Raw genomic sequence first — 19,179 nt, 5'->3', positions numbered from 1 at the left:
CAGTTCCCGACGCATTTTATCGCGGCCATCGCCCTCTCCGCCACCCACAAACAAAAACCCCCTCCCTTGCGGGGAGGGGGCGATATCCTGCCGGTGCCGCCCGAAGGCGGCCACTCTAATCCTTAGATCAGCTTGGCGAATGCCACGGCCGTATCCGACATGCGGTTGGAGAAGCCCCATTCGTTGTCGTACCAGGAGAGGATGCGGACGAAATTGCCTTCGAGCACCTTGGTCTGGTCGATCGCGAAGATCGAGGAGTGGCTATCGTGGTTGAAGTCGCGGCTGACGAGCGGTTCGTCGGTGTAGCCGAGGATGCCCTTGAGCTTGCCGTTCGAAGCGGCCTTGATCGCTTCGTTGATTTCGGCGGCCGAGGTCGTCTTCTTGGCGACGAACTTGAAGTCGACGACGGAGACGTTCGGGGTCGGAACGCGGATCGAGGTGCCGTCGAGCTTGCCCTTCAGATGCGGCAGGACGAGTCCGACGGCCTTGGCGGCACCCGTCGAGGTCGGGATCATCGACAGCGCGGCTGCGCGGGCGCGGTAGAGATCCTTGTGCATCGTGTCGAGCGTCGGCTGGTCGCCTGTATAGGAATGGATCGTGGTCATGAAGCCATGATCGATGCCGACGGCGTCGTCGAGGACCTTGACGACCGGAACCAGGCAGTTGGTCGTGCAGGACGCGTTGGAGATGACCAGGTGATCCTTGGTCAGCTGGTCGTGGTTGACACCGTAGACGACGGTCAGGTCGGCGCCGTCGGCAGGCGCCGAGACGATGACGCGCTTGGCGCCGGCCGTCAGGTGGGCGGCGGCCTTGTCGCGGGCGGTGAAGATGCCCGTGCATTCGAGAGCGATGTCGACGCCGAGTTCCTTGTGGGGGAGGGTGGCCGGATCCTTGACGGCGGTGACCTTGATCGGCTTGCCGCCGCCGACGATGATCGTGTCGCCTTCGACCTTCACCTCGGCCGGGAACTTGTTGTGGATCGAATCGTAACGCAGCAGGTGGGCGTTGGTCTCAACCGGGCCGAGATCGTTGATGGCCACGACTTCGATGTCGGTGCGGCCCGATTCCACGATGGCGCGCAGAACGTTGCGGCCGATGCGGCCGAACCCGTTGATGGCAACCTTGACAGTCATTTTACATACTCCCGCTTTTGGCTTGTCTTCGAATGAATGGTTTGGCTCAGGCGAGCTCTTTCTCGGCCGCAGCGACGACCGCTTCGGCGGTGATGCCGAAGTGCTTGTAGAGGTCCTTGGCCGGACCGGAAGCGCCGAAGGACTTCATGCCGATAAAGGTGCCCTTCGGGCCGATGAAATGATCCCAACCTTCGCGCACCGCCGCTTCGACCGCGATCTTGACGGGCGAATTGCCGATGATCGCCTGCTGATAGTCTTCCGACTGGTCCATGAAGAGCTCGACGCAGGGAACCGAAACGACACGGGTGGAGATGCCCTTGCCGTCCAGGATGGCCTGCGCCTTGAGGGCGATTTCCACTTCCGAACCGGACGCGAAGATCGTCACCCTGGCATCGGCCGACGAAACGAGCTCGTAAGCGCCATTGGCGCAGAGGTTCTTCTCTTCGTAGGTCTTGCGGGCCGGCGCCAGGTTCTGGCGGGTCAGCGCCAGGCCCGACGGGCGATGCTTTTCCTTGAGCGCCAGCTGCCAGCACTCGGCGGTTTCGGTCTCGTCGGCCGGGCGGAAGACGAGCAGGTTCGGGATGGCGCGCAGTGCTGCAAGATGTTCGACCGGCTGGTGGGTCGGGCCGTCTTCGCCGACGCCGATCGAGTCATGCGTCCAGACATGCACGACGCGGATGCCCATCAGGGCCGCAAGGCGAACGGAGGGGCGGCAATAATCGGAAAAGATCAGGAAGCCGCCGGAATAGGGGATGAGGCCGCCGTGAAGCGCAATGCCGTTCATCGCCGCGGCGGTCGCATGTTCGCGGATGCCCCAGTGCATGTAGCGGCCGGAGAAGTCGGCGGGCGTGATCGCCTTCATCTGGCTCGTCTTGGTGTTGTTCGACGGCGTCAGGTCGGCGGAGCCGCCGAGCGTTTCCGGAACAAGGCCGTTGATGACTTCGAGCGCGTCTTCGGAGGCCTTGCGGGTCGCGACCGTCGGGTTGTTTTCGGCGATCTTCTTCTTGAAGGCGTCGATGGCGCTGTCGAAACTGCCCGGCAGATCGCCGGCGAAGCGGCGCACGAACTCGGCCTTCTTTTCCGACGGAGTCTGGGCAAGACGGTCTTCCCATTCCTTGCGGGTCTTGGTGGAGCGCAGGCCCGCAAGACGCCAGGCATCGAGCACGTCTGCCGGGACGACGAAGGCTTCCGCTTCCCAGTTGAGCGCCTTGCGGGTGGCGGCGATTTCTTTGGCGCCGAGCGGCGAGCCGTGAACCTTGTGGGTGCCGGCCTTGTTCGGGGCGCCGAAGCCGATGATGGTCTTGGCGGCGATGAAGGTCGGGCGGTCGGACTTCTGCGCGGCTTCGATCGCGGCTGCGATCTGGTCGGTGTCGTGGCCGTCGATCTCGATCGTGTTCCAGTGGGCCGCCTTGAAGCGCATGATCTGGTCGGTGGAGTCCGACAGGCTGACCGGGCCGTCGATGGTGATGTTGTTATTGTCCCAGAAGAGAACGAGCTTGTTGAGCTTCAGGTGGCCGGCGAGCGCAATCGCTTCCTGGCTGATGCCTTCCATCAAGCAGCCGTCGCCGCAGAGCGCGTAGGTGAAGTGGCTCTGCAGGTCGGAGCCGAATTCCAGCTCGAGCTTCTTTTCGGCGATCGCCATGCCGACGGCATTGGCGATGCCCTGGCCGAGCGGGCCGGTGGTGGTTTCGATGCCGGAGGCATGGCCGTATTCCGGATGGCCGGCTGTTTTGGAACCGAGCTGGCGGAACTGCTTGATGTCCTCGATCGTCATGTCCTCGTAGCCCGTCAGGTAGAGGAGCGCGTAGAGCAGCATGGAGCCATGGCCGGCGGAGAGGACGAAACGGTCGCGATCCGGCCACAGCGGGTTCTTCGGATCGAATTTGAGGTAGCGGGTAAAGAGCACGGTCGCGATGTCGGCAGCGCCCATCGGCAGGCCGGGATGGCCGGAATTGGCCTTCTCCACAGCATCCATGGCAAGGAATCGGATCGCATTCGCCATCCGGTTATGTTTGTCGCGAGAGATCATGGCTTATCCGCTTTTTACGGGTGTCGATCACGGTCCCGGTATGGACCGTCTGAGAGCGGGTGATCCTTAGCAGGTGCAACGCGCAAGTCAACAAAAGCGGGGCTTGAACCAAGGCGGAATGGGCAAGTTTCCCGCATACTGCCTCCGCATTGTGCAACGGCATCTTTAAAGCGGGGACATCATCGGCGATCCACAGTTAGGACATGTTCGGGGCGCTTGGATTGATTGACCGCCTCGCGGACGGTGAATAGTCTGCGGAGCTTGTTGGAGAGGTGAACTGTTTCGATTCGGTCCACCTTGCGTATCGACGGAAGGCGTTTCATGCCGGGGGAAAAAACGATCGAAATGGTGATTTCGGAACTCAGGGCTGCCATCGGCGGCCTGGAGAGCGCCGTCGATGCCCGCATCGAGCGCCAGCGGGAAGCCCAGGACGTCGAAGGCGAGGTCCGCCGTGTCCATGCGGATCGTGCGCGCCTTGCCCAGGAGCTCGACCAGTCGCAATTCCGTGCCAACCGCCTTGAAGAGGTCAATCGCGAGGTCTCCCGGCGCCTGGTGACGGCGATGGAAACCATTCGCGCCGTTCTGGATCGCTGACGCCAGAGAACAAAGGGAAGCCCATGGCCCAGGTAACGGTAACGATCGACGGCAAGGCCTATCGCATGGCCTGCGAAGAAGGACAGGAAGACCACCTGACCGATCTCGCCGAGCGTTTCGACCGCTATGTCGGGCATCTGAAGAGCCAGTTCGGCGAAATCGGCGATCTCAGGATCACGGTCATGGCCGGAATCATGATCATGGACGAATTGTCCGAGACGAACCGTCGCATCGCCGCCCTCGAAGCGGAGGTCGCGTCGCTCAAGACGAACAGCGACGGCGTTCTGGAAAATCAGCGCCAAAACGAACAGGTCGTCGTCTCGGCGCTCGGCGAACTCGCCACGCGGCTGGAAAGTCTTACCGCCAAGCTGAACGGACGGGCGCCCGCCTCGGTCAATTGAGATTCGATAAAAAGCTCCGGGACGCCACTGGCGCGGAGTGAAGTCAGGCCTTATATTGCGGCTGCGATCTGCGCCTCTCGACAGGAACCACAATCCCTGGGGCCATACTCGATCCAAAGGGAGCTGTCCCTGACCAGGCCCGTGGGCTTGGTCACACGGTGCCCACCTACGTTTGTAGGCGCCCAGGATCGTAAATCTCCATCGGTTGCCGCGGATCGCACTCTTTCCCAAGCTGTTTTCGGTTTTTCAGGCGCGATACCGAGCCTCTGTTTGAGCGTTCCGGCGGTGCCGATCCCGCTGATTTTGTTCCAGCCATTGCAAAGGGTCGAACCGGACCCTATGATTTCCCGGTGCGAGCGAAGGTGCATAGCTCCGAGAACCGGGCTCCGGTTTTCCGATCTGTGCGCGAGACTTTGCCGATGCGGCGTTCCGGCGCCATCTTCTGGCGAGGCCGTTCTCGAGACGGCTTCTTTGTTTTGCGTGCAGGAATAGTGTCCTAGCTGATGAGCTCCCTTTGTTAACCGAAATCCTCATCGTCATTGCACTCACCGTTCTGAACGGTGTCCTGGCAATGTCGGAACTCGCCGTCGTTTCCTCCCGCCCGGTGCGCCTCAGGGTGATGGCCGAGGCGGGCAATCGCGGAGCGGCGAAGGCGATCGAGCTCGCCGAAGACCCTGGCCGCTTCCTCTCCACGGTCCAGATCGGCATTACCCTTGTCGGCGTGCTGTCGGGTGCGTTTTCCGGCGCCACGCTTGGCGCGCGCTTCACCATCTGGCTGCAAAGCCAAGGATTGACCGAAAATCTTGCCGGCTGGCTCGGGGTTGGCACGGTGGTCGTCGCCATCACCTATCTCTCGCTGATCGTCGGCGAACTGGTGCCGAAGCAGATCGCCTTACGTGCACCGGAAACCGTTGCCGCACGCGTCGCGCCGGCCATGATGCTGCTTTCGAAAGTCGGCGCGCCGCTCGTCTGGTTTCTCGATGTATCCGGCCGCCTGTTGCTGAGCCTGCTCGGCCAGAGGGGCGAATCCAGCGACCGCGTCACCGACGAGGAAATCCGCACAGTGCTTGCGGAAGCCCAGAGCGCCGGCGTGATCGAGACGGAGGAATCCGCCATGATCTCCGGCGTGATGCGGCTTGCGGACCGCACCGCCCGCGGCCTCATGACCCCGCGCCGCGAGGTCGAGGTGATCGATATCGAGGATGACCTCAACGAGATCCGCGCACAGCTGCGCGCCACCCCCCGTTCACGTCTGCCCGTGCGCAACGGCAGTTCCGACGAGATTCTCGGCGTCCTCTTCGTCAAGGACCTTTATGCCTTCATGGCTGGAGACAAACAGTTCGACGTAAAGGCGATCATGCGGGACGCTCCTGTTGTCTCCGACCTCACGGGAGCGCTGGACGTCATCCAGGCGTTGCGGCGGGCGCCCGCGCATATGGTGCTCGTTTATGATGAGTATGGCCATTTCGAAGGTATCATCACCTCCGGCGACATCCTGGAGGCGATAACGGGTGTCTTCCAGGAGGACGAGAAGGAGGAGCCGGCGATCGTTGCGCGCGACGATGGCTCGTTCCTTATTGCCGGTTGGATGCCGGTCGACGAGTTCGCCGACCAGATGGGCCTGCCCATCGGAGACGATCCCGGTTACGAGACCGTTGCCGGTTTCGTGCTCGATGAACTGAAGCACCTGCCGGAACTGGGCGAGAGCTTCACCACCCATGGCTGGACATTCGAGGTGATAGACCTCGACGGCCGTCGCATCGACAAGCTGCTCGTCAGCCGGGCGCTGGAAAAGGCGTGATGTCGAGCGGCCGAGTGAAAGCGCTGCTGCGCAGCGAACGGCTGGCGGCCCGGGATGCCGTACCGCCGGAGGAACGCATCGAAAAAAGCCTTTCGATCGCCTCCCACGGAGCGGCAGCCATCTCTCCGGAGCCTGGCGCCATCGTATCGGGTTTCCTGCCGATCCGATCCGAGGTTGACCTGCGGCCCCTCATGGCGCTTTTGAGGGACAAGGGAGCCAGGCTTTGCGTGCCGGTCATCCTCGACAAACAGACGATCGTGTTCCGCGAACTCGTCAAGGGCGCGGAGCTGGTCGCTGGAACTTTCGGAACCTTCGGGCCGGGCCCGGAGGCGGAAGAACTCGATCCCGACATGATGCTGGTGCCGCTCTCGGCCTTCGATGTGGTTGGTCACCGGATCGGCTACGGCGGCGGTTATTACGATCGGGCCATTCACCGGCTGCAGCAAAAAGGCCTGGACCCGACGCTGATCGGCGTTGCCTTCGACTGCCAGGAAGTGGCATCTGTTCCCGCTGAAACTCACGATATCAGACTTCACGCGATCCTGACGGAGAGCGGCTACCGGCCTTTCGGATAGGCAGGCCAGACAGAGATTGGACAAGAATGCGCCTTTTGTTTCTCGGTGACATGGTGGGCAAGACCGGACGTACGGCGGTCTGGGAAAAGCTACCCGGCCTCGTCTCCGACCTGAAGCTCGACTTCGTCATCGTCAACGGCGAGAATGCCGCCGGCGGCTTCGGCATCACCGAAGATATCTTCCTCGAGACGATCAATGCCGGCGCTGATGTGGTGACGACCGGCAACCATGTCTGGGACCAGAAGGACGCGGTCGGTTTTGCGGGCCGTCACGACCAATTCCTCAGGCCCGCCAACTATCCGGCCGGCACGCCGGGCAGGGGTTCCGGCCTTTATTACGGCCGGAACGGCGCTCGGGTGCTCGTCGCCAACATCATGGGTCGGGTGTTCATGCATCCGGAACTCGACGATCCGTTCAAAAGTGCCGAAGCTATTCTTGCCGCCTGTCCCCTCAAGGAACAGGCGGACGCGATCGTCTTCGATTTCCATGCGGAAGCGACCAGCGAAAAACAGTGTTTCGGCCATTTCGTCGATGGCCGCGCCAGCCTTGTCGTGGGTACGCATACGCATGTCCCGACGGCCGACTGCCAGATCCTGAACGGCGGCACGGGCTACATGTCGGATGCCGGCATGTGCGGGGACTACGACTCCTCGCTTGGCATGGACAAGGAGGAACCGCTCAACCGCTTCATCTCGAAGATGCCGAAAGGCCGGTTCGAGGCGGCAACCGGGCCGGCCACGATCTGCGGCCTCGGCATCGACATCTCCGATTCCACCGGTCTTGCCGAAAGGATCGCGCCCTTGCGGATCGGCCCGCGGCTGGCCGAGACGGTTCCGTCTTTCTGGAATTAAAGGGCTGTAATTGAGGGATGGTCTAAGGCCCAGCCCCCGACCTGAATGTGGGAATGCTTTCAAAATCTCTGTCGCGAAACTTTGACTTTCGCGACAGGATTTTCCGAAAGGATCAGCCACCCCGTTTTTGTCGGAGAAGTTAGGAGTTGCGCAACCTGACGGCCATAGGCTGGCCGTGTGGGAAGCTGACAACCTGCTCTGGTAAAGGCCAATCCGCGATGGCTTCCGGCTCGTCCTCCCCATCAACAGTGGCGGTCTCGAGCCGTGAAGCGAGATGATCTAGCATCGTCCTTGCCTGATGCGACAATTCGGTTGAAACGGGGGAGAGGTCCTTTGATAGACCCCAGTAATCCCACGGTTTCAGTTCCAGTTTACGCAGGGCTGCGATTTCTCGAAGCAGGCTTCCCACGACGAACCATCCTCCGCCAAGGCCGAGGCTCGACACGCCAAATCGCGAGGCGATCTCCGGCTCGTCTTTGACCCGAAACCATGCCTCGCTTGCCGTCAGAAACCGCTCGCGTGGCACATCCAGAGGATCGAAAGAAACTCCTCCTATAGCTGCAAACTCCACATCAAGCCTTTTCCAACGCTCGCCGTCATGCCACTCGCAAAGCCAATGATCCTCCCAATGGTCTTGAACCAGATAATCCGCGAACCCGACACGGAGGCGAGCTGGAGTGCCGCACTCACGAAATCTGCTGACAGCCAGAAGAGCAAAATCCCGACATACACCGCCAACCTTGAGCCGGGAATCGCTTTCGAGGACGTCGCGTTCTACAGCAACAGACAGAATCTCTGCCACGGAACGAAGCTCCAGATCGGCGGCCTGTTCAGGTGTGAAGCCTCGTTCTTCGGATTCGGCCCCGCGAGGATGCTGCATGAATGAGCCAATCCAACGGGCATTAAATCCGGTTCACTACCACCGCGCATCAACGTTTCGCGATAGGGCCCGGGTTCGGAATAGATGCTATGGGAAGCATAGAAGGTTTTGCGCATTGTCGTCCCTTTCCAGTTGAGGATTGAGACACGACAAGGAGGGCAAATTTTCAAAAATTGTCAATCAGGCGCTGGTCGCAAATCCCGCCTAAAGCGACTGTTTCGCGATTGGGTTCTGCGGCGTCGCTAGGATGGATATCCCGTGACAGTGAGCGGAATGTGTCACGAAGATAATTCGGAAGATGCCCCACCTGAGACAGCCGCGCCGCAAGCGGACTCGGTATCGACATCCGCTTGAATTCCATATTTCTGTGAGGGGCGGTCCGAGCCGCCGCCTCTTTTCCTTTCGTGACTTCGGAAAGCGCCCTTAACTTTCGTCCCCGGTCTCCAGCGGCGCACCTGGAAGATAGAGCATAATCGGGCGTATTTCATATACGGCTGTCGGATTGGCGCGTCGCAGTTCGCGGGCGGCGGCGACGGCGTCGTCCAGCGTGGGGAAGTCAACGACATAAAGGCCAAGCAACTGCTCCTTGGTTTCGGCGAAAGGACCGTCGATGACCAGGCCGTCGCCCGGCCCTCTTAAAGTCACGGCGCCCTGCGTGGGGCCGAGTCTTGCGGCGGGTCCGAGATGCTTCTCGCGAACGAGGCGATCGTTGATCCGCAGCAGCTCCGTCATCAGCGCGTCGTCCTCCTCCTTGCTCCAGGATGAGACCACGCCTTCTTCGTGATAGGCGAGAATGGCATAATACATGGAATTCTTCCTCCCTCGTGTCCCGTCGGTCCGGCAATCTGTTTGAGATTTATAGCGCTTCCTCAAGCAGCGTCAGCAGGCGCCTGAAATGCCGTTCGGAGCCGGCTCTGTCATAAACATTGTGGTCGGGGACGGTCCAGCCATGCGCCATCCCCGCATAGTTTTCGATCGCGTAGTCAACGCCGCCGATGCGTAGCGCCTCGGCAAGGCGGGCGGACTGTTCGGGCGGGAAGCTGTTGTCGACACCCGCCATGCCTACATAGACGCGTGCCTTGATCTTCTCGGCCAGCCGGTGCGGACTGTCTTCCGCGTCGCTGGCAAGATTGCCGCCATGGAAGCTGGCTGCCGCCTTGATGCGGTCGGGATATAGGGCCGCGGCGGTCAGAGCGCGGGCGCCGCCCATGCAATAGCCGACGACGCCGATCGGGCCTGTGACGCCTTCTGCTTCGAGCGCCTCGATGAAGGCCGCGCCGTCACGGGCGGTGAGTTCCTGGCTGGTCGCCTGCATCATGGAGCGGATCTTCGTTTTGGACCCCTCCTCGCTGAACGCAGTCTTTGCGTCGAACGGTTCGTAGGGGCCCGATCGATAATAGAGATCGGGTACGAGCACGATGTAGCCCGCATCGGCGATCCTCTGGCCCATATCGTAAAGGGCCTGGCGCGGACCGAAGGCGTCCATGTAGATGATGATGCCCTTGTCCGTCCGGCTGCTGCCGTGGGCCCTGATGACCGTGGCCTTGGCAACGCCATCGGCAGTCCTGATCTCAATGTCATGCTTCATCAGAGGCTCCACTCAAGACGTGATGGTTCAAGCGCCGGGCGAGCTACATCCGGCGTGGTTCGGCTTGTCAATAGTCAATTCCAGGTGCCGCACCAATGACAGAATTGTGAGACGTTGCGGGATACTTCGGTCTGGACCGGCCTTCAGCATTGCCGCATCTTTCGCGCGGGAATGAACAGGAACGCAGTCCTTGGGAGTGGCATGATGCTACGGGCTCTCGCATTCGGCCTAGCCGGTTTTTTCCTTTGGGCCTTCGCCGCGCCGGCGCAGGACGGCGGACTGCCCGTCAGCCAGTGCCAGGCGATAGCTCAAAAGCTTCCCGGCGTCATGTTTGCGAGTTTCAAGCCCACTAACATGCAACTCGCCCAAGTACAGAAGAACCTTGCCCTTTCGGAAAGGGAGGAGGTTGAGATCACCTTCGTCGGCCATTCCACCTATTTCATCGAAACGCCTGAAGGCATAGGCATCGCCACGGACTACAGCGGCGTCTACCAGCCGACGCGGCTGCCGGACGTGGTAACAATGAACAAGGCCCATTCCACTCATTATTCCCTCCAGCCGGACCCGCAGATCCCGCATGTCCTGCATGGCTGGAGCGACGTTCCGGGTGAGAAGGCCGAGCATCGGCTGATGGTGGGAGATGCCTATATCCGCAATGTCGTTTCCGACATCCGCTCCTGGGGAGGCGGCGTCGAGGAAAACGCCAATTCGATCTTCATCTTCGAAATCGCCGGTCTTTGCATCGGTCATCTCGGCCATCTGCATTTCGAACTGACCGAGGCCCAATATACCGAGATCGGCAGACTGGATATCCTGATGGTGCCGGTCGATGGCGGCTTGACCATGGGGGCGGACAGCATGAGCCGTGTCGTGCAGCGGCTGCGCTCGTCGCTGATCCTGCCGATGCATCGCTGGGGGCCGCCGCTCGACAATTTCCTCGCCATGTTCGACGGTCGGTTCGATATCGCCTATGCGAGAGAAAAAACCCTCAAGGTCTCGATGCGCAGTCTGCCGAAGAAGCCGACGATCATGGTGCCGCAGGGGCTTTGAGCCCCTGCAGGCGTATTCGGCAGCTCAGTGGAACTGCGGGAAGGCGAGGTGCTGCTTGACGCCGACCTCGGGCATCTTCTCGTCCTGGAGGTTGGCCTTGGCGATCTCCCAGCCGAATTTCAGCGAACTGTCGGTCGATGCCCAGATTTCCGCATCCTCGACCCGCAGGGCGAGCATGGTCAACATCGGATCGTCCTTGCCGTTCTCGTACCAGGCCGCTGTGACGGCGCTCCAGTATTCATCGATCTTGGCGGGGTCCTTTCGGATTTCGAGGGTGCCCATGAGGCAGGCGTGGTAGTCGTGATCCTTGCCGACGACGCAGAAATGCGCCTTGGAGCCTGCGCGGACCGCTCGGGCCAGATGCGTGTCGGTCTTGGTGAAGAACCAGATCGTGTTGGTCTTGCGGTCGACATTCGGCGCCATCGGCTGGAAATGCATATGCGAACCTTCGATGCCGAGCATGCCGGCATGGATATTGCTGATCTCGTCCCAGAGCTGACGTTCCGGCGCTTCGCGGGCTTCGGTAAGGCTGGCCATCGAGTGTCTCCTTGTTGTCTGCCAAGGTGACAAAACGACGAGCTTTTGGCTTTGTTCCGGCATCCAGCAGCGCGAAAAGCCTTCTGATCCGCCGCAAAATGCCTTGAACGGCCAAGGCTTCGAAATTATAAGGCGCCATTCCAAACAAGCTAAAGTGTCAGGGGTGCCATGGCTGGCCATTCACAGTTCAAAAACATCATGCACCGCAAGGGCAAGCAGGACTCGATCCGCTCGAAGATGTTCTCCAAGCTCGCCCGCGAAATCACGGTTGCGGCGAAGGCAGGTCTGCCCGACCCGGCGATGAATGCTGCGCTGCGTCTGGCGATCCAGAACGCCAAGGCGCAGTCGATGCCGAAGGACAATATCGACCGCGCCATCAAGAAGGCATCCGGTGCGGACGCGGAAAACTACGATTCCGTCCGCTACGAGGGTTACGGTCCGGGCGGTACGGCCGTCATCGTCGAGGCGCTGACCGACAACCGCAATCGCACCGCCTCCAACGTCCGCTCGATCTTTACCAAGGCCGGCGGTGCACTTGGCGAAACCGGTTCGGTTTCGTTCTCCTTCGACCATGTGGGCGAGATCACCTACAAGGCGAGCGTCGGTGACGCCGACAAGGTGATGGAAGCGGCGATCGAAGCAGGCGCCGACGACGTAACCTCTGACGAGGAGGGCCACACGATCATCTGCGCTTTCGAAAGCCTCGGCGAAGTGTCGAAGGCACTCGAAGCGACACTCGGCCAAGCCGAGACGGTCAAGGTGATCTGGCGGCCGCAGAACACGATCGAGGTGGACGAGGAGAAGGCGCAGTCGCTGCTGAAGCTGATCGACAACCTGGAAGACGATGACGACGTACAGAGCGTCTATTCGAATTTCGAGGTTTCCGACGAGGTCATGGCCAAACTGTCTGCTTGATCCACCGATGAATTCAGGGCCGGCTTTGACCGGCCCTTTTTCGTTCAGGCCCCGACTTTTTCCATCATCGGCAGGCTCGCGAACAGTTCAACCGAGCGGAGCCGGGCCTCGACGTCGTGGATCGGCATGGAGATGATCAGTTCGTCGGCTTGCGTCTCTTCGAGGAAACCCTTCAGCTTCGCCGTAATCGTCGGCACGGAACCGACTGCGGCATAACGAAGCGTATGCTCGACGCTCATCTTCTCCATCGGCGTCCAGATGCCCTCCATGCTGTCGACGGGCTTGGGGAAACGGGTGCGAACATTCTTGCGCAGGTTTACGAACTGCTGTTGTGACGATGTAAAGAGCCGTTCGGCCTCCTCGTCCGTCTCCGCCGCGACGCCCATGACGCCGACCATGACATAGGGCTTGTCGAGTTGGGCCGAGGGCTGGAAGCGCTCACGATAGATGGCAATTGCATCCAAGAGCATGTCCGGCGCGAAATGCGAGGCGAACGCATAGGGCAGGCCGAGAGCGGCGGCGAGATGCGCGCTGTAAAGACTGGAGCCCAGCAACCAGATCGGCACATGCGCATCCATGCCTGGAACGGCAAGCAACGCCTGGTCATCTTCAGGCGCGCCGAGCAACCGCTGCAGTTCGAGGATGTCGTGCGGGAAGTTTTCCGCGCCTGCGTCGAGATTGCGGCGAAGGGCGCTTGCCGTGCGCATATCGGTACCTGGGGCGCGACCAAGACCCAAGTCGACACGGCCGGGCAGCAGGGCCTCCAGCGTTCCGAACTGTTCGGCGATGACGAGCGGCGAGTGGTTGGGCAGCATGATGCCGCCTGAACCGACACGGATGGTTTTCGTCGCCGCGCCGACATGCGAAATCACCAGAGAGGTGGCAGCACTTGCAATGCCCGGCATGCCGTGGTGCTCGGCAAGCCAGACCCGCTTGTAGCCTTGTTCCTCCGCTTTGATCGCCAGGCGGCGGGACTGCTCAAGCGCGTCACGCACGGAATAACCTTCACCAATCGGTGAAAGATCTAGAATGGAAAAGGGAATCATCGGCACGTCCTGGGAGGCGGGATAAGTGACAATAGGCTCGACTTATCTAGGCAGCCCGATGCGGGAATACGACCCCGCCGATCGAAAATGGAAGCAAGAAAAAAGGGCCGCGTCAGCGGCCCCTCGGGATTACGATTTGACGAGCCTCAGATGAAGGCCCCGCGGACCTGAACCGTGCGGGCCGGAACCATGCGGATCGGGATCGTGCGGCGGCTGGACAATGACCGTGACGCGGGCAAAACGGCTGGCCTTCTGATCGATCTCGGCGATTTGCCGGTCAACTCGGTCAAGTGTCAGCGTCGCCATGTCGGCCTTCAGGCCCACGCTGCGTCGCGATTTTGCGGTCTCGTTCAGGTCATCGTAGATGGAGGAGGCGGCATCAGCCTGGCCTTGTGCCGTCTCCGACAGCGTACCGAGATGGTCGGTCAGGGCGTCCAGGTAGAGGCAAAGGGCGTCCAGTTCCCGGCCGATCTGTTGTGTCGCCGAAGACAGCGCTTCCCTGCTTTCGACGGACATAGGACCGGCTTGATTTTCATCCATTTCCGCGATGAGCTTCAGTGCGGTTTCCACCGCTTCCTTAGGTCTGCGGATGTCGACTTGGGCGTTCTGGGCGATCGCTGCTGCGTGTTGCGCGCGAATCTTCTGTTCACGAAGACGCTGAGTGAGGCTGCCGACGTCGGCGAGCGTCCTGGACAGTTGGCGGGTATGCTCCGCGTCGGTTTCGGCGGCCTGCTTAACCCCTTTTCGCAGCGAATCGGATTCCTCACGGAGAAGGCGGGCATTGCCGACGACCGAGTCCATCGTGCCGTTCAAGGTATTCAGACCGCGATTGAAGTCCCGGCGCATTCCCTCCCATTGAGCGGGAAAAAGAGTATCCAGCGTTGTGCCCAGGTCGCCGGCGGCAAAGCGTCTCAGGCCGCCGTCCAGCGCGTTGACGACGACGCGCATCTGCTGCAGTTCCAGTTCATTCCGATCTCGATCCCGTATCATTCGGGCGGCTCCTTATGCTTCGGCCCCCCTTTCTGACCAAGCAACGCGGTGAAAGAAAGTCGGTTGCCCAATTTGGAGCGGTTCTGCCCAAAAGCTTTTCGATATGGTTAACGACGACAGGGCATCAACGGAGGGCATCGCCGGACCATCTGGGGTCGACATGGCGCCTTCTGCGGCAAGGCGGTAGTGTAGCCGGATGACACAAACGATTCGCATCATCGGCATCGATCCGGGACTTCGCCGAACCGGTTGGGGCATTATCGAAACGCTGGGAAACAGCCTGCGCTTCGTCGCTTCAGGCACGGTCACGTCTGACGGAGACATGGATCTCGCATCCCGCCTCTGCCAGCTGCATGACGGGCTGGCCGAAGTGGTGCATGCCTACAAGCCAGATGAGGCGGCGGTCGAGCAGACTTTTGTCAACAAGGATGCGGTGGCGACCCTGAAACTGGGGCAGGCGAGGGGTGTCGTGATGCTGGTGCCGGCGCGGGCCGGCCTGCCGGTCGCCGAATATGCGCCAAATGCCGTCAAGAAGTCCGTCATCGGGGTTGGCCACGGCGAAAAGCAGCAGATCCACATGATGTTGAAGATCCTGATGCCCAAGGCCGAATTCAAGGGCAATGACGCCGCCGACGCCTTGGCGATCGCCATCTGCCATGCCCACAACCGCGGCGGCCACCGCATGCGCGCCGCGCTTGCCGGGTAAGTTTGTTCTTGACTTGTTCTTGTTTCGCGGATAAGTAATACCGCAGAGGTATTACCATGCGCGTCACTGAAAAAGGCCAGGTTACGATCCCGAAGAATGTCCGCTCCAACCTGGGGATCGAGGCGGGCAGCGAGGTGGAGTTTGTTCTTCGCGAGGGGGAGGCCGTACTTCGGCGCGTCGAGCCGTCAAGGGAGGAAGTCGAGCGCGATATACGCGAGCTTGTTGCTCATCTGAGGCGGCATCAGGGTTCCATGTCTCTTGGCGATATGAGCGGCGAGGAATTCTATCGGCTGCTGAGAGACTGACCCCATGGCAACTCTTGTCGATACGAACATCCTCATCGACGTGTTCCATACCCGGACTGCCTTTACCGAATGGTCGACCGAACAGTTGGCGGCGGCCCGGGCCAAGGGGCTCTTGCTGATAAATCCTTTGATTTATGCGGAAATGGCCGCCGGCTACGCGACGAGCGAGGAACTGGAAGCGGCGCTTGCGCCCAGTCTCTTCCGGCGGGAGGATCTTCCTTGGGAAGCGGCGTATGCAGCCGGCCACGCCTTTCTGCAATATCGCCGCGCTGGCGGGGACAAACGTTCGCCACTTCCCGATTTCTATATCGGTGCCCACGCAGTGGTCAGAGGCTATCGGCTGCTCAGCCGGGATGTTGCCAAATACCGGACCTATTTCCCACTGATCTCCATCATCTCTCCCGAAACTCATCCCTTGTAACCTTAATCGTTGGCGGACTTCTTCCATGATCGGCAAGCTTAAAGGCACCATCGACGAAATCGGCGACGACTACGTGCTCGTCGACGTGCATGGCGTCTGCTACGAGGTCTTCTGTTCGTCGCGGGTGCTGTCGAAGATGGGTTCGGTCGGCGAGGCGGTGGTGCTGTTCATCGAGACCTATGTGCGCGAGGACCAGTTCAAGCTCTTCGGTTTCCTGACGGCGCTGGAGCGGGAATGGTTCAACCTGCTGCAGAGCGTGCAGGGTGTCGGCGCCAAGGTGGCGCTTGCCGTACTTTCCGTTTTGACGCCATCCGAACTCGCCAACGCGATCGCGCTGCAGGACAGGACAACCGTTTCGCGCGCTCCGGGGGTCGGCCCGAAGGTGGCAATGCGCATCGTGACCGAATTGAAGAACAAGGCTCCGGCTTTTGCCGGCGAGGCTTCCGGCAATATCGGCCTCAAGCAGGAGATCGGCGAGGGCGTGGCTTCTGCTCCCGTGGCTGACGCAGTTTCGGCCCTGACCAATCTCGGTTATTCCCGCGACCAGGCTGCGAACGCGGTGGCGGCGGCTCTCAAGAACGGCGGCGAAGGGGCAGACAGCGCCAAACTCATTAGATTGGGGCTGAAGGAATTGGCACGGTAGTGTTGGATGAGCAATTTCTTACTGATATAGTTTGGTAAGAAATGGCAAGAAAGGTAAGAAAAATGGGCGCGCTTACGACCATGACATCCAAGGGACAATTGACCATTCCGAAGGATGTGCGCGAGCAGTTGAAGCTCACGCCCGGTACCCGCTTCTATGTCACTGTCCGCAATGGTGAGGTCGTAGCAATCCCGAAGAACAAAAAGCTTGCGGATCTGGCCGGCATTTTGGGAAATCCCCCTAATGGCAAGGGTTTCACGATCGAGGAGATCGATGAGGCCATCATGGCAGCCGTAGCCGAAGATGACGAACGCATCCGTCGCGAGTGGCAAGAAGGTCAGAAATGATCGGAATTGACACGAATGTCCTGTTGCGATTTCTCGTTCACGATGATCCGGAGCAGGGTGAAAAAGCACGTCAATTCATGACGGAACGCACAGCGGAAGATCCTGCTTATGTCAGCGCGGTGGTGCTGGCTGAAGTCATCTGGTTTCTGCGGCAACGGCTGAATTATTCAAAAGCCCAGATCGTCGATATGCTTCGCCTCCTCATCGCGTCTTCGGAGATAGTCATCGAGCACACGGAAGAACTGGAACTGCTTCTTGCCGGTTCAACATTTCCCGCTGGGGACGTCGCCGACTATCTTGTGGCTTGGAGCGCCGGCAGGGTCGGTTGCCGCAAAGTCATCACCTTTGACCGTAAGGCTGCTCAGGCCGTACCCGGAATGGAACTTCTCGCATGACCGAACCTGCCCGCCTGATAACGCCGGAAAAGCGGGGCGAAGACCTGGATACGACACTGCGTCCGCAGTCGCTGGACGAGTTTACCGGCCAGGCGGAGGCGCGCGCCAACCTCAAAGTCTTCATCGAAGCGGCCAGGAATCGCGGCGAGGCGCTCGACCACGTTCTCTTCGTCGGTCCGCCGGGCCTCGGCAAAACAACGCTCGCCCAGATCATGGCGAAAGAACTTGGTGTGAACTTCCGCTCCACATCCGGCCCCGTCATCGCCAAGGCGGGAGATCTTGCAGCACTGCTGACCAATCTCGAAGAGCGCGACGTGCTGTTCATCGACGAAATTCACCGGCTCAATCCGGCGGTCGAGGAAATCCTCTATCCCGCTATGGAGGATTTCCAGCTCGACCTCATCATCGGCGAAGGACCGGCCGCCCGCTCAGTAAAGATCGACCTGTCGAAATTTACGCTGGTCGCAGCCACCACCCGTCTCGGTCTTCTGACGACACCGCTCCGCGACCGCTTCGGCATTCCGGTACGGCTGGCGTTCTACACGGTCGAGGAACTGGAACTGATCGTCAGGCGCGGCGCGCGGCTGATGAACCTGCCGATGACCGATGACGGTGCGCGCGAAATCGCCCGCCGTGCCCGTGGTACGCCCCGCATCGCCGGCCGGCTGTTGCGGCGGGTGCGCGATTTTGCTGAAGTGGCGAAGGCCGAAGCCGTGACCCGCGAGATTGCCGACGAGGCGCTGACGCGGCTTCTGGTCGACAATATGGGCCTCGACCAGCTCGACAAGCGTTACCTCAACATGATCGCGGTGAATTTCGGCGGCGGGCCTGTCGGCATTGAGACGATTGCGGCTGGGCTTTCCGAGCCCCGAGACGCGATTGAGGATATCATCGAGCCCTATATGATCCAGCAGGGTTTTATCCAGCGCACCCCGCGCGGCCGTGTTTTGACCGCAACGGCGTGGAAACATCTGGGACTTCAGCCGCCCAAGGATCTCGAAGCGGCGCAGTTCAGGATGAATCTCGAGGATGACTGAGTGATTACTCGCCGCGGCTTCTTCAAGACGCTGGGCGCCAGCTTCGCGGCGATGGTGGCGTTTGGTGGTTATGCCGTGGCGGAGCCGCTGGTCCGCCTGCGGGCCACCTATTATGCGCTAACGCCGCCTGAATGGACGCCCGGCCTGAAACTGCGCGTGGTGGCCCTGGCGGATTTCCATGCGTGCCAGCCCTGGATGACTGCCGAGCGGATCGCCGCCATCTGCCGGCAGGCGAATGCGCTTCAGCCGGACGTGATCCTGTTGCTCGGCGACTATGTCTCCGGCATGCGCCTCGTGCTGGACCGAGTGAGCCCCGACCTCTGGGCCAAGGCGCTATCGATCCTGCAGGCGCCGCTCGGCGTGCATGCGGTGCTTGGCAACCACGACTGGTGGGAAGATCCGGAAGTCCAGGCGAATGGCGGCGGCATTCCCTTCGCCCGCCGAGCCTTGGAGGGGGTGGGCATTCCCGTTTACAGCAATCGTTCGGTTCGGCTCGAAAAGGACGGCAGAGCTTTCTGGCTGGCAGGCCTCGAGGATCAGATCGGTCTTCTGCCGGACCGAAAGATCGGCCGCTGGGGGCAGGGCAAACATGATCTTGCCGGCACGCTCGCCCAGGTGAGTGACGACGCGCCGATCATCCTCATGGCGCACGAGCCGGATATCTTCCCGATGGTGCCGGAACGCGTCGCTCTCACCCTTTCCGGCCACACCCATGGTGGCCAGGTGCGGTTGTTCGGCTATGCGCCGGTCGTGCCGTCGCGTTTTGGCGATCGGTATGTTTACGGCCATGTGCAGGAGGGGCGCCGCAATATCATCATCTCCGGTGGGCTTGGCTGTTCCGGCCTGCCGATCCGCGTCGGCGCCCCGCCGGAAATCGTCGTCATTGAGCTCGGGTGATAGCGTGAAGGACAGGATCCTCATTCGCATCGAAACGG

The 19,179-nt window shown here is 60.8% G+C and carries 23 protein-coding genes and 1 other RNA gene; 16 read left to right on the top strand and 8 right to left on the bottom strand.

The genetic code is table 11. The features are described 5' to 3' along the window. Positions 1-122: 122 nt before the first annotated feature. Both gap and tkt read right to left on the bottom strand, forming a co-directional pair. On the bottom strand, positions 123-1,133 hold the full coding sequence (gene gap / locus EDE09_RS05960; RefSeq protein WP_105374753.1) for a type I glyceraldehyde-3-phosphate dehydrogenase: 1,011 nt from the start codon (positions 1,131-1,133) through the stop codon (positions 123-125). 46 nt (positions 1,134-1,179) lie between these two features. Further along, positions 1,180-3,162: a transketolase gene (gene tkt, locus EDE09_RS05955; protein WP_132409309.1), complete on the bottom strand. Its 1,983-nt coding sequence runs from the start codon at positions 3,160-3,162 to the stop codon at positions 1,180-1,182. Positions 3,163-3,483: 321 nt separating this feature from the next. Here tkt and EDE09_RS05950 point away from each other — a divergent pair, with 321 nt between their 5' ends. The 6 genes from EDE09_RS05950 to EDE09_RS05925 all read left to right on the top strand — a co-directional run bounded on the left by EDE09_RS05950 (position 3,484) and on the right by EDE09_RS05925 (position 7,384). Continuing rightward, on the top strand, positions 3,484-3,756 hold the full coding sequence (locus EDE09_RS05950; protein ID WP_112741533.1) for a DUF4164 domain-containing protein: 273 nt from the start codon (positions 3,484-3,486) through the stop codon (positions 3,754-3,756). Positions 3,757-3,779: 23 nt separating this feature from the next. Then, complete coding sequence (locus EDE09_RS05945) at positions 3,780-4,157, top strand: cell division protein ZapA (protein ID WP_132409307.1); 378 nt, start codon at positions 3,780-3,782, stop codon at positions 4,155-4,157. Positions 4,158-4,219: 62 nt separating this feature from the next. Beyond that, positions 4,220-4,378: non-coding RNA, 6S RNA (gene ssrS / locus EDE09_RS05940), on the top strand. Between the two features lie 293 nt (positions 4,379-4,671). Continuing rightward, a complete protein-coding gene (locus tag EDE09_RS05935; RefSeq protein ID WP_105374757.1) occupies positions 4,672-5,958 on the top strand; it encodes a hemolysin family protein in 1,287 nt (428 codons plus the stop codon). Next, complete coding sequence (locus EDE09_RS05930; RefSeq protein ID WP_105374758.1) at positions 5,958-6,533, top strand: 5-formyltetrahydrofolate cyclo-ligase; 576 nt, start codon at positions 5,958-5,960, stop codon at positions 6,531-6,533. Before EDE09_RS05935 ends, EDE09_RS05930 begins: the two co-directional genes overlap by 1 nt. Before the next feature lie 26 nt (positions 6,534-6,559). Beyond that, on the top strand, positions 6,560-7,384 hold the full coding sequence (locus tag EDE09_RS05925; RefSeq protein WP_105374759.1) for a YmdB family metallophosphoesterase: 825 nt from the start codon (positions 6,560-6,562) through the stop codon (positions 7,382-7,384). A 139-nt stretch (positions 7,385-7,523) separates the two neighbouring features. Here the strand turns inward: EDE09_RS05925 and EDE09_RS05920 are convergent, their stop codons facing one another. The 3 genes from EDE09_RS05920 to EDE09_RS05910 all read right to left on the bottom strand — a co-directional run bounded on the left by EDE09_RS05920 (position 7,524) and on the right by EDE09_RS05910 (position 9,852). After that, positions 7,524-8,264, bottom strand: coding sequence for a transglutaminase-like domain-containing protein (locus EDE09_RS05920; protein ID WP_245505074.1), 741 nt, complete (start codon positions 8,262-8,264; stop codon positions 7,524-7,526). Positions 8,265-8,687: 423 nt separating this feature from the next. Next, positions 8,688-9,071, bottom strand: a complete 384-nt coding sequence (locus tag EDE09_RS05915; RefSeq protein ID WP_105374761.1) for a YciI family protein — start codon at positions 9,069-9,071, stop codon at positions 8,688-8,690. Positions 9,072-9,120: 49 nt separating this feature from the next. Next, on the bottom strand, positions 9,121-9,852 hold the full coding sequence (locus EDE09_RS05910) for a dienelactone hydrolase family protein (protein ID WP_105374762.1): 732 nt from the start codon (positions 9,850-9,852) through the stop codon (positions 9,121-9,123). Between the two features lie 201 nt (positions 9,853-10,053). On the opposite strand from EDE09_RS05910, the gene EDE09_RS05905 reads away from it, so the two are divergent. Then, positions 10,054-10,902, top strand: a complete 849-nt coding sequence (locus EDE09_RS05905; protein WP_105374763.1) for an MBL fold metallo-hydrolase — start codon at positions 10,054-10,056, stop codon at positions 10,900-10,902. A 24-nt stretch (positions 10,903-10,926) separates the two neighbouring features. Here EDE09_RS05905 and EDE09_RS05900 read toward each other — a convergent pair whose 3' ends face one another. Next, positions 10,927-11,439 (bottom strand): pyridoxamine 5'-phosphate oxidase family protein, encoded by a 513-nt coding sequence (locus EDE09_RS05900; protein WP_105374764.1) that lies wholly within the window; start codon positions 11,437-11,439, stop codon positions 10,927-10,929. Between the two features lie 168 nt (positions 11,440-11,607). Here EDE09_RS05900 and EDE09_RS05895 point away from each other — a divergent pair, with 168 nt between their 5' ends. Further along, positions 11,608-12,354, top strand: coding sequence for a YebC/PmpR family DNA-binding transcriptional regulator (locus EDE09_RS05895; RefSeq protein WP_105374765.1), 747 nt, complete (start codon positions 11,608-11,610; stop codon positions 12,352-12,354). 44 nt (positions 12,355-12,398) lie between these two features. Here the strand turns inward: EDE09_RS05895 and EDE09_RS05890 are convergent, their stop codons facing one another. Then, entirely contained in the window at positions 12,399-13,400 is a 1,002-nt protein-coding gene (locus EDE09_RS05890; protein ID WP_105374766.1) for an LLM class flavin-dependent oxidoreductase, read from the bottom strand. 129 nt (positions 13,401-13,529) lie between these two features. Further along, positions 13,530-14,390 (bottom strand): methyl-accepting chemotaxis protein, encoded by an 861-nt coding sequence (locus EDE09_RS05885; RefSeq protein ID WP_105374767.1) that lies wholly within the window; start codon positions 14,388-14,390, stop codon positions 13,530-13,532. Positions 14,391-14,586: 196 nt separating this feature from the next. Here EDE09_RS05885 and ruvC point away from each other — a divergent pair, with 196 nt between their 5' ends. The 8 genes from ruvC (at position 14,587) to EDE09_RS05845 (ending at position 19,141) form a co-directional block, all read left to right on the top strand. Then, positions 14,587-15,096 carry a crossover junction endodeoxyribonuclease RuvC gene (ruvC, locus tag EDE09_RS05880; protein WP_105374768.1) on the top strand — a complete coding sequence of 170 codons (510 nt, stop codon included), beginning with the start codon at positions 14,587-14,589 and terminating at the stop codon, positions 15,094-15,096. Between the two features lie 56 nt (positions 15,097-15,152). After that, on the top strand, positions 15,153-15,401 hold the full coding sequence (locus EDE09_RS05875) for an AbrB/MazE/SpoVT family DNA-binding domain-containing protein (protein ID WP_105374769.1): 249 nt from the start codon (positions 15,153-15,155) through the stop codon (positions 15,399-15,401). Positions 15,402-15,405: 4 nt separating this feature from the next. Beyond that, positions 15,406-15,822, top strand: coding sequence for a type II toxin-antitoxin system VapC family toxin (locus tag EDE09_RS05870; RefSeq protein WP_112798877.1), 417 nt, complete (start codon positions 15,406-15,408; stop codon positions 15,820-15,822). Between the two features lie 25 nt (positions 15,823-15,847). Next, entirely contained in the window at positions 15,848-16,465 is a 618-nt protein-coding gene (gene ruvA / locus EDE09_RS05865) for a Holliday junction branch migration protein RuvA (RefSeq protein ID WP_105374771.1), read from the top strand. Between the two features lie 62 nt (positions 16,466-16,527). Further along, the gene (locus EDE09_RS05860) at positions 16,528-16,812 is read left to right on the top strand and encodes an AbrB/MazE/SpoVT family DNA-binding domain-containing protein (RefSeq protein WP_105374772.1); all 285 of its coding nucleotides are present in this window, start codon (positions 16,528-16,530) and stop codon (positions 16,810-16,812) included. Next, positions 16,809-17,207, top strand: a complete 399-nt coding sequence (locus EDE09_RS05855) for a PIN domain-containing protein (RefSeq protein WP_105374773.1) — start codon at positions 16,809-16,811, stop codon at positions 17,205-17,207. The genes EDE09_RS05860 and EDE09_RS05855 overlap by 4 nt, the downstream gene beginning before the upstream one ends. Further along, the gene (gene ruvB / locus EDE09_RS05850) at positions 17,204-18,244 is read left to right on the top strand and encodes a Holliday junction branch migration DNA helicase RuvB (RefSeq protein ID WP_105374774.1); all 1,041 of its coding nucleotides are present in this window, start codon (positions 17,204-17,206) and stop codon (positions 18,242-18,244) included. The genes EDE09_RS05855 and ruvB overlap by 4 nt, the downstream gene beginning before the upstream one ends. Then, positions 18,245-19,141, top strand: coding sequence for a metallophosphoesterase (locus EDE09_RS05845; protein ID WP_105374775.1), 897 nt, complete (start codon positions 18,245-18,247; stop codon positions 19,139-19,141). Positions 19,142-19,179: the final 38 nt, after the last annotated feature.

It is taken from the genome of Neorhizobium sp. S3-V5DH (assembly GCF_004343065.1).
GTDB classification, from domain to species: Bacteria; Pseudomonadota; Alphaproteobacteria; order Rhizobiales; family Rhizobiaceae; genus Neorhizobium; species Neorhizobium huautlense.
This window is presented reverse-complemented; position numbering and strand designations above follow the sequence as displayed.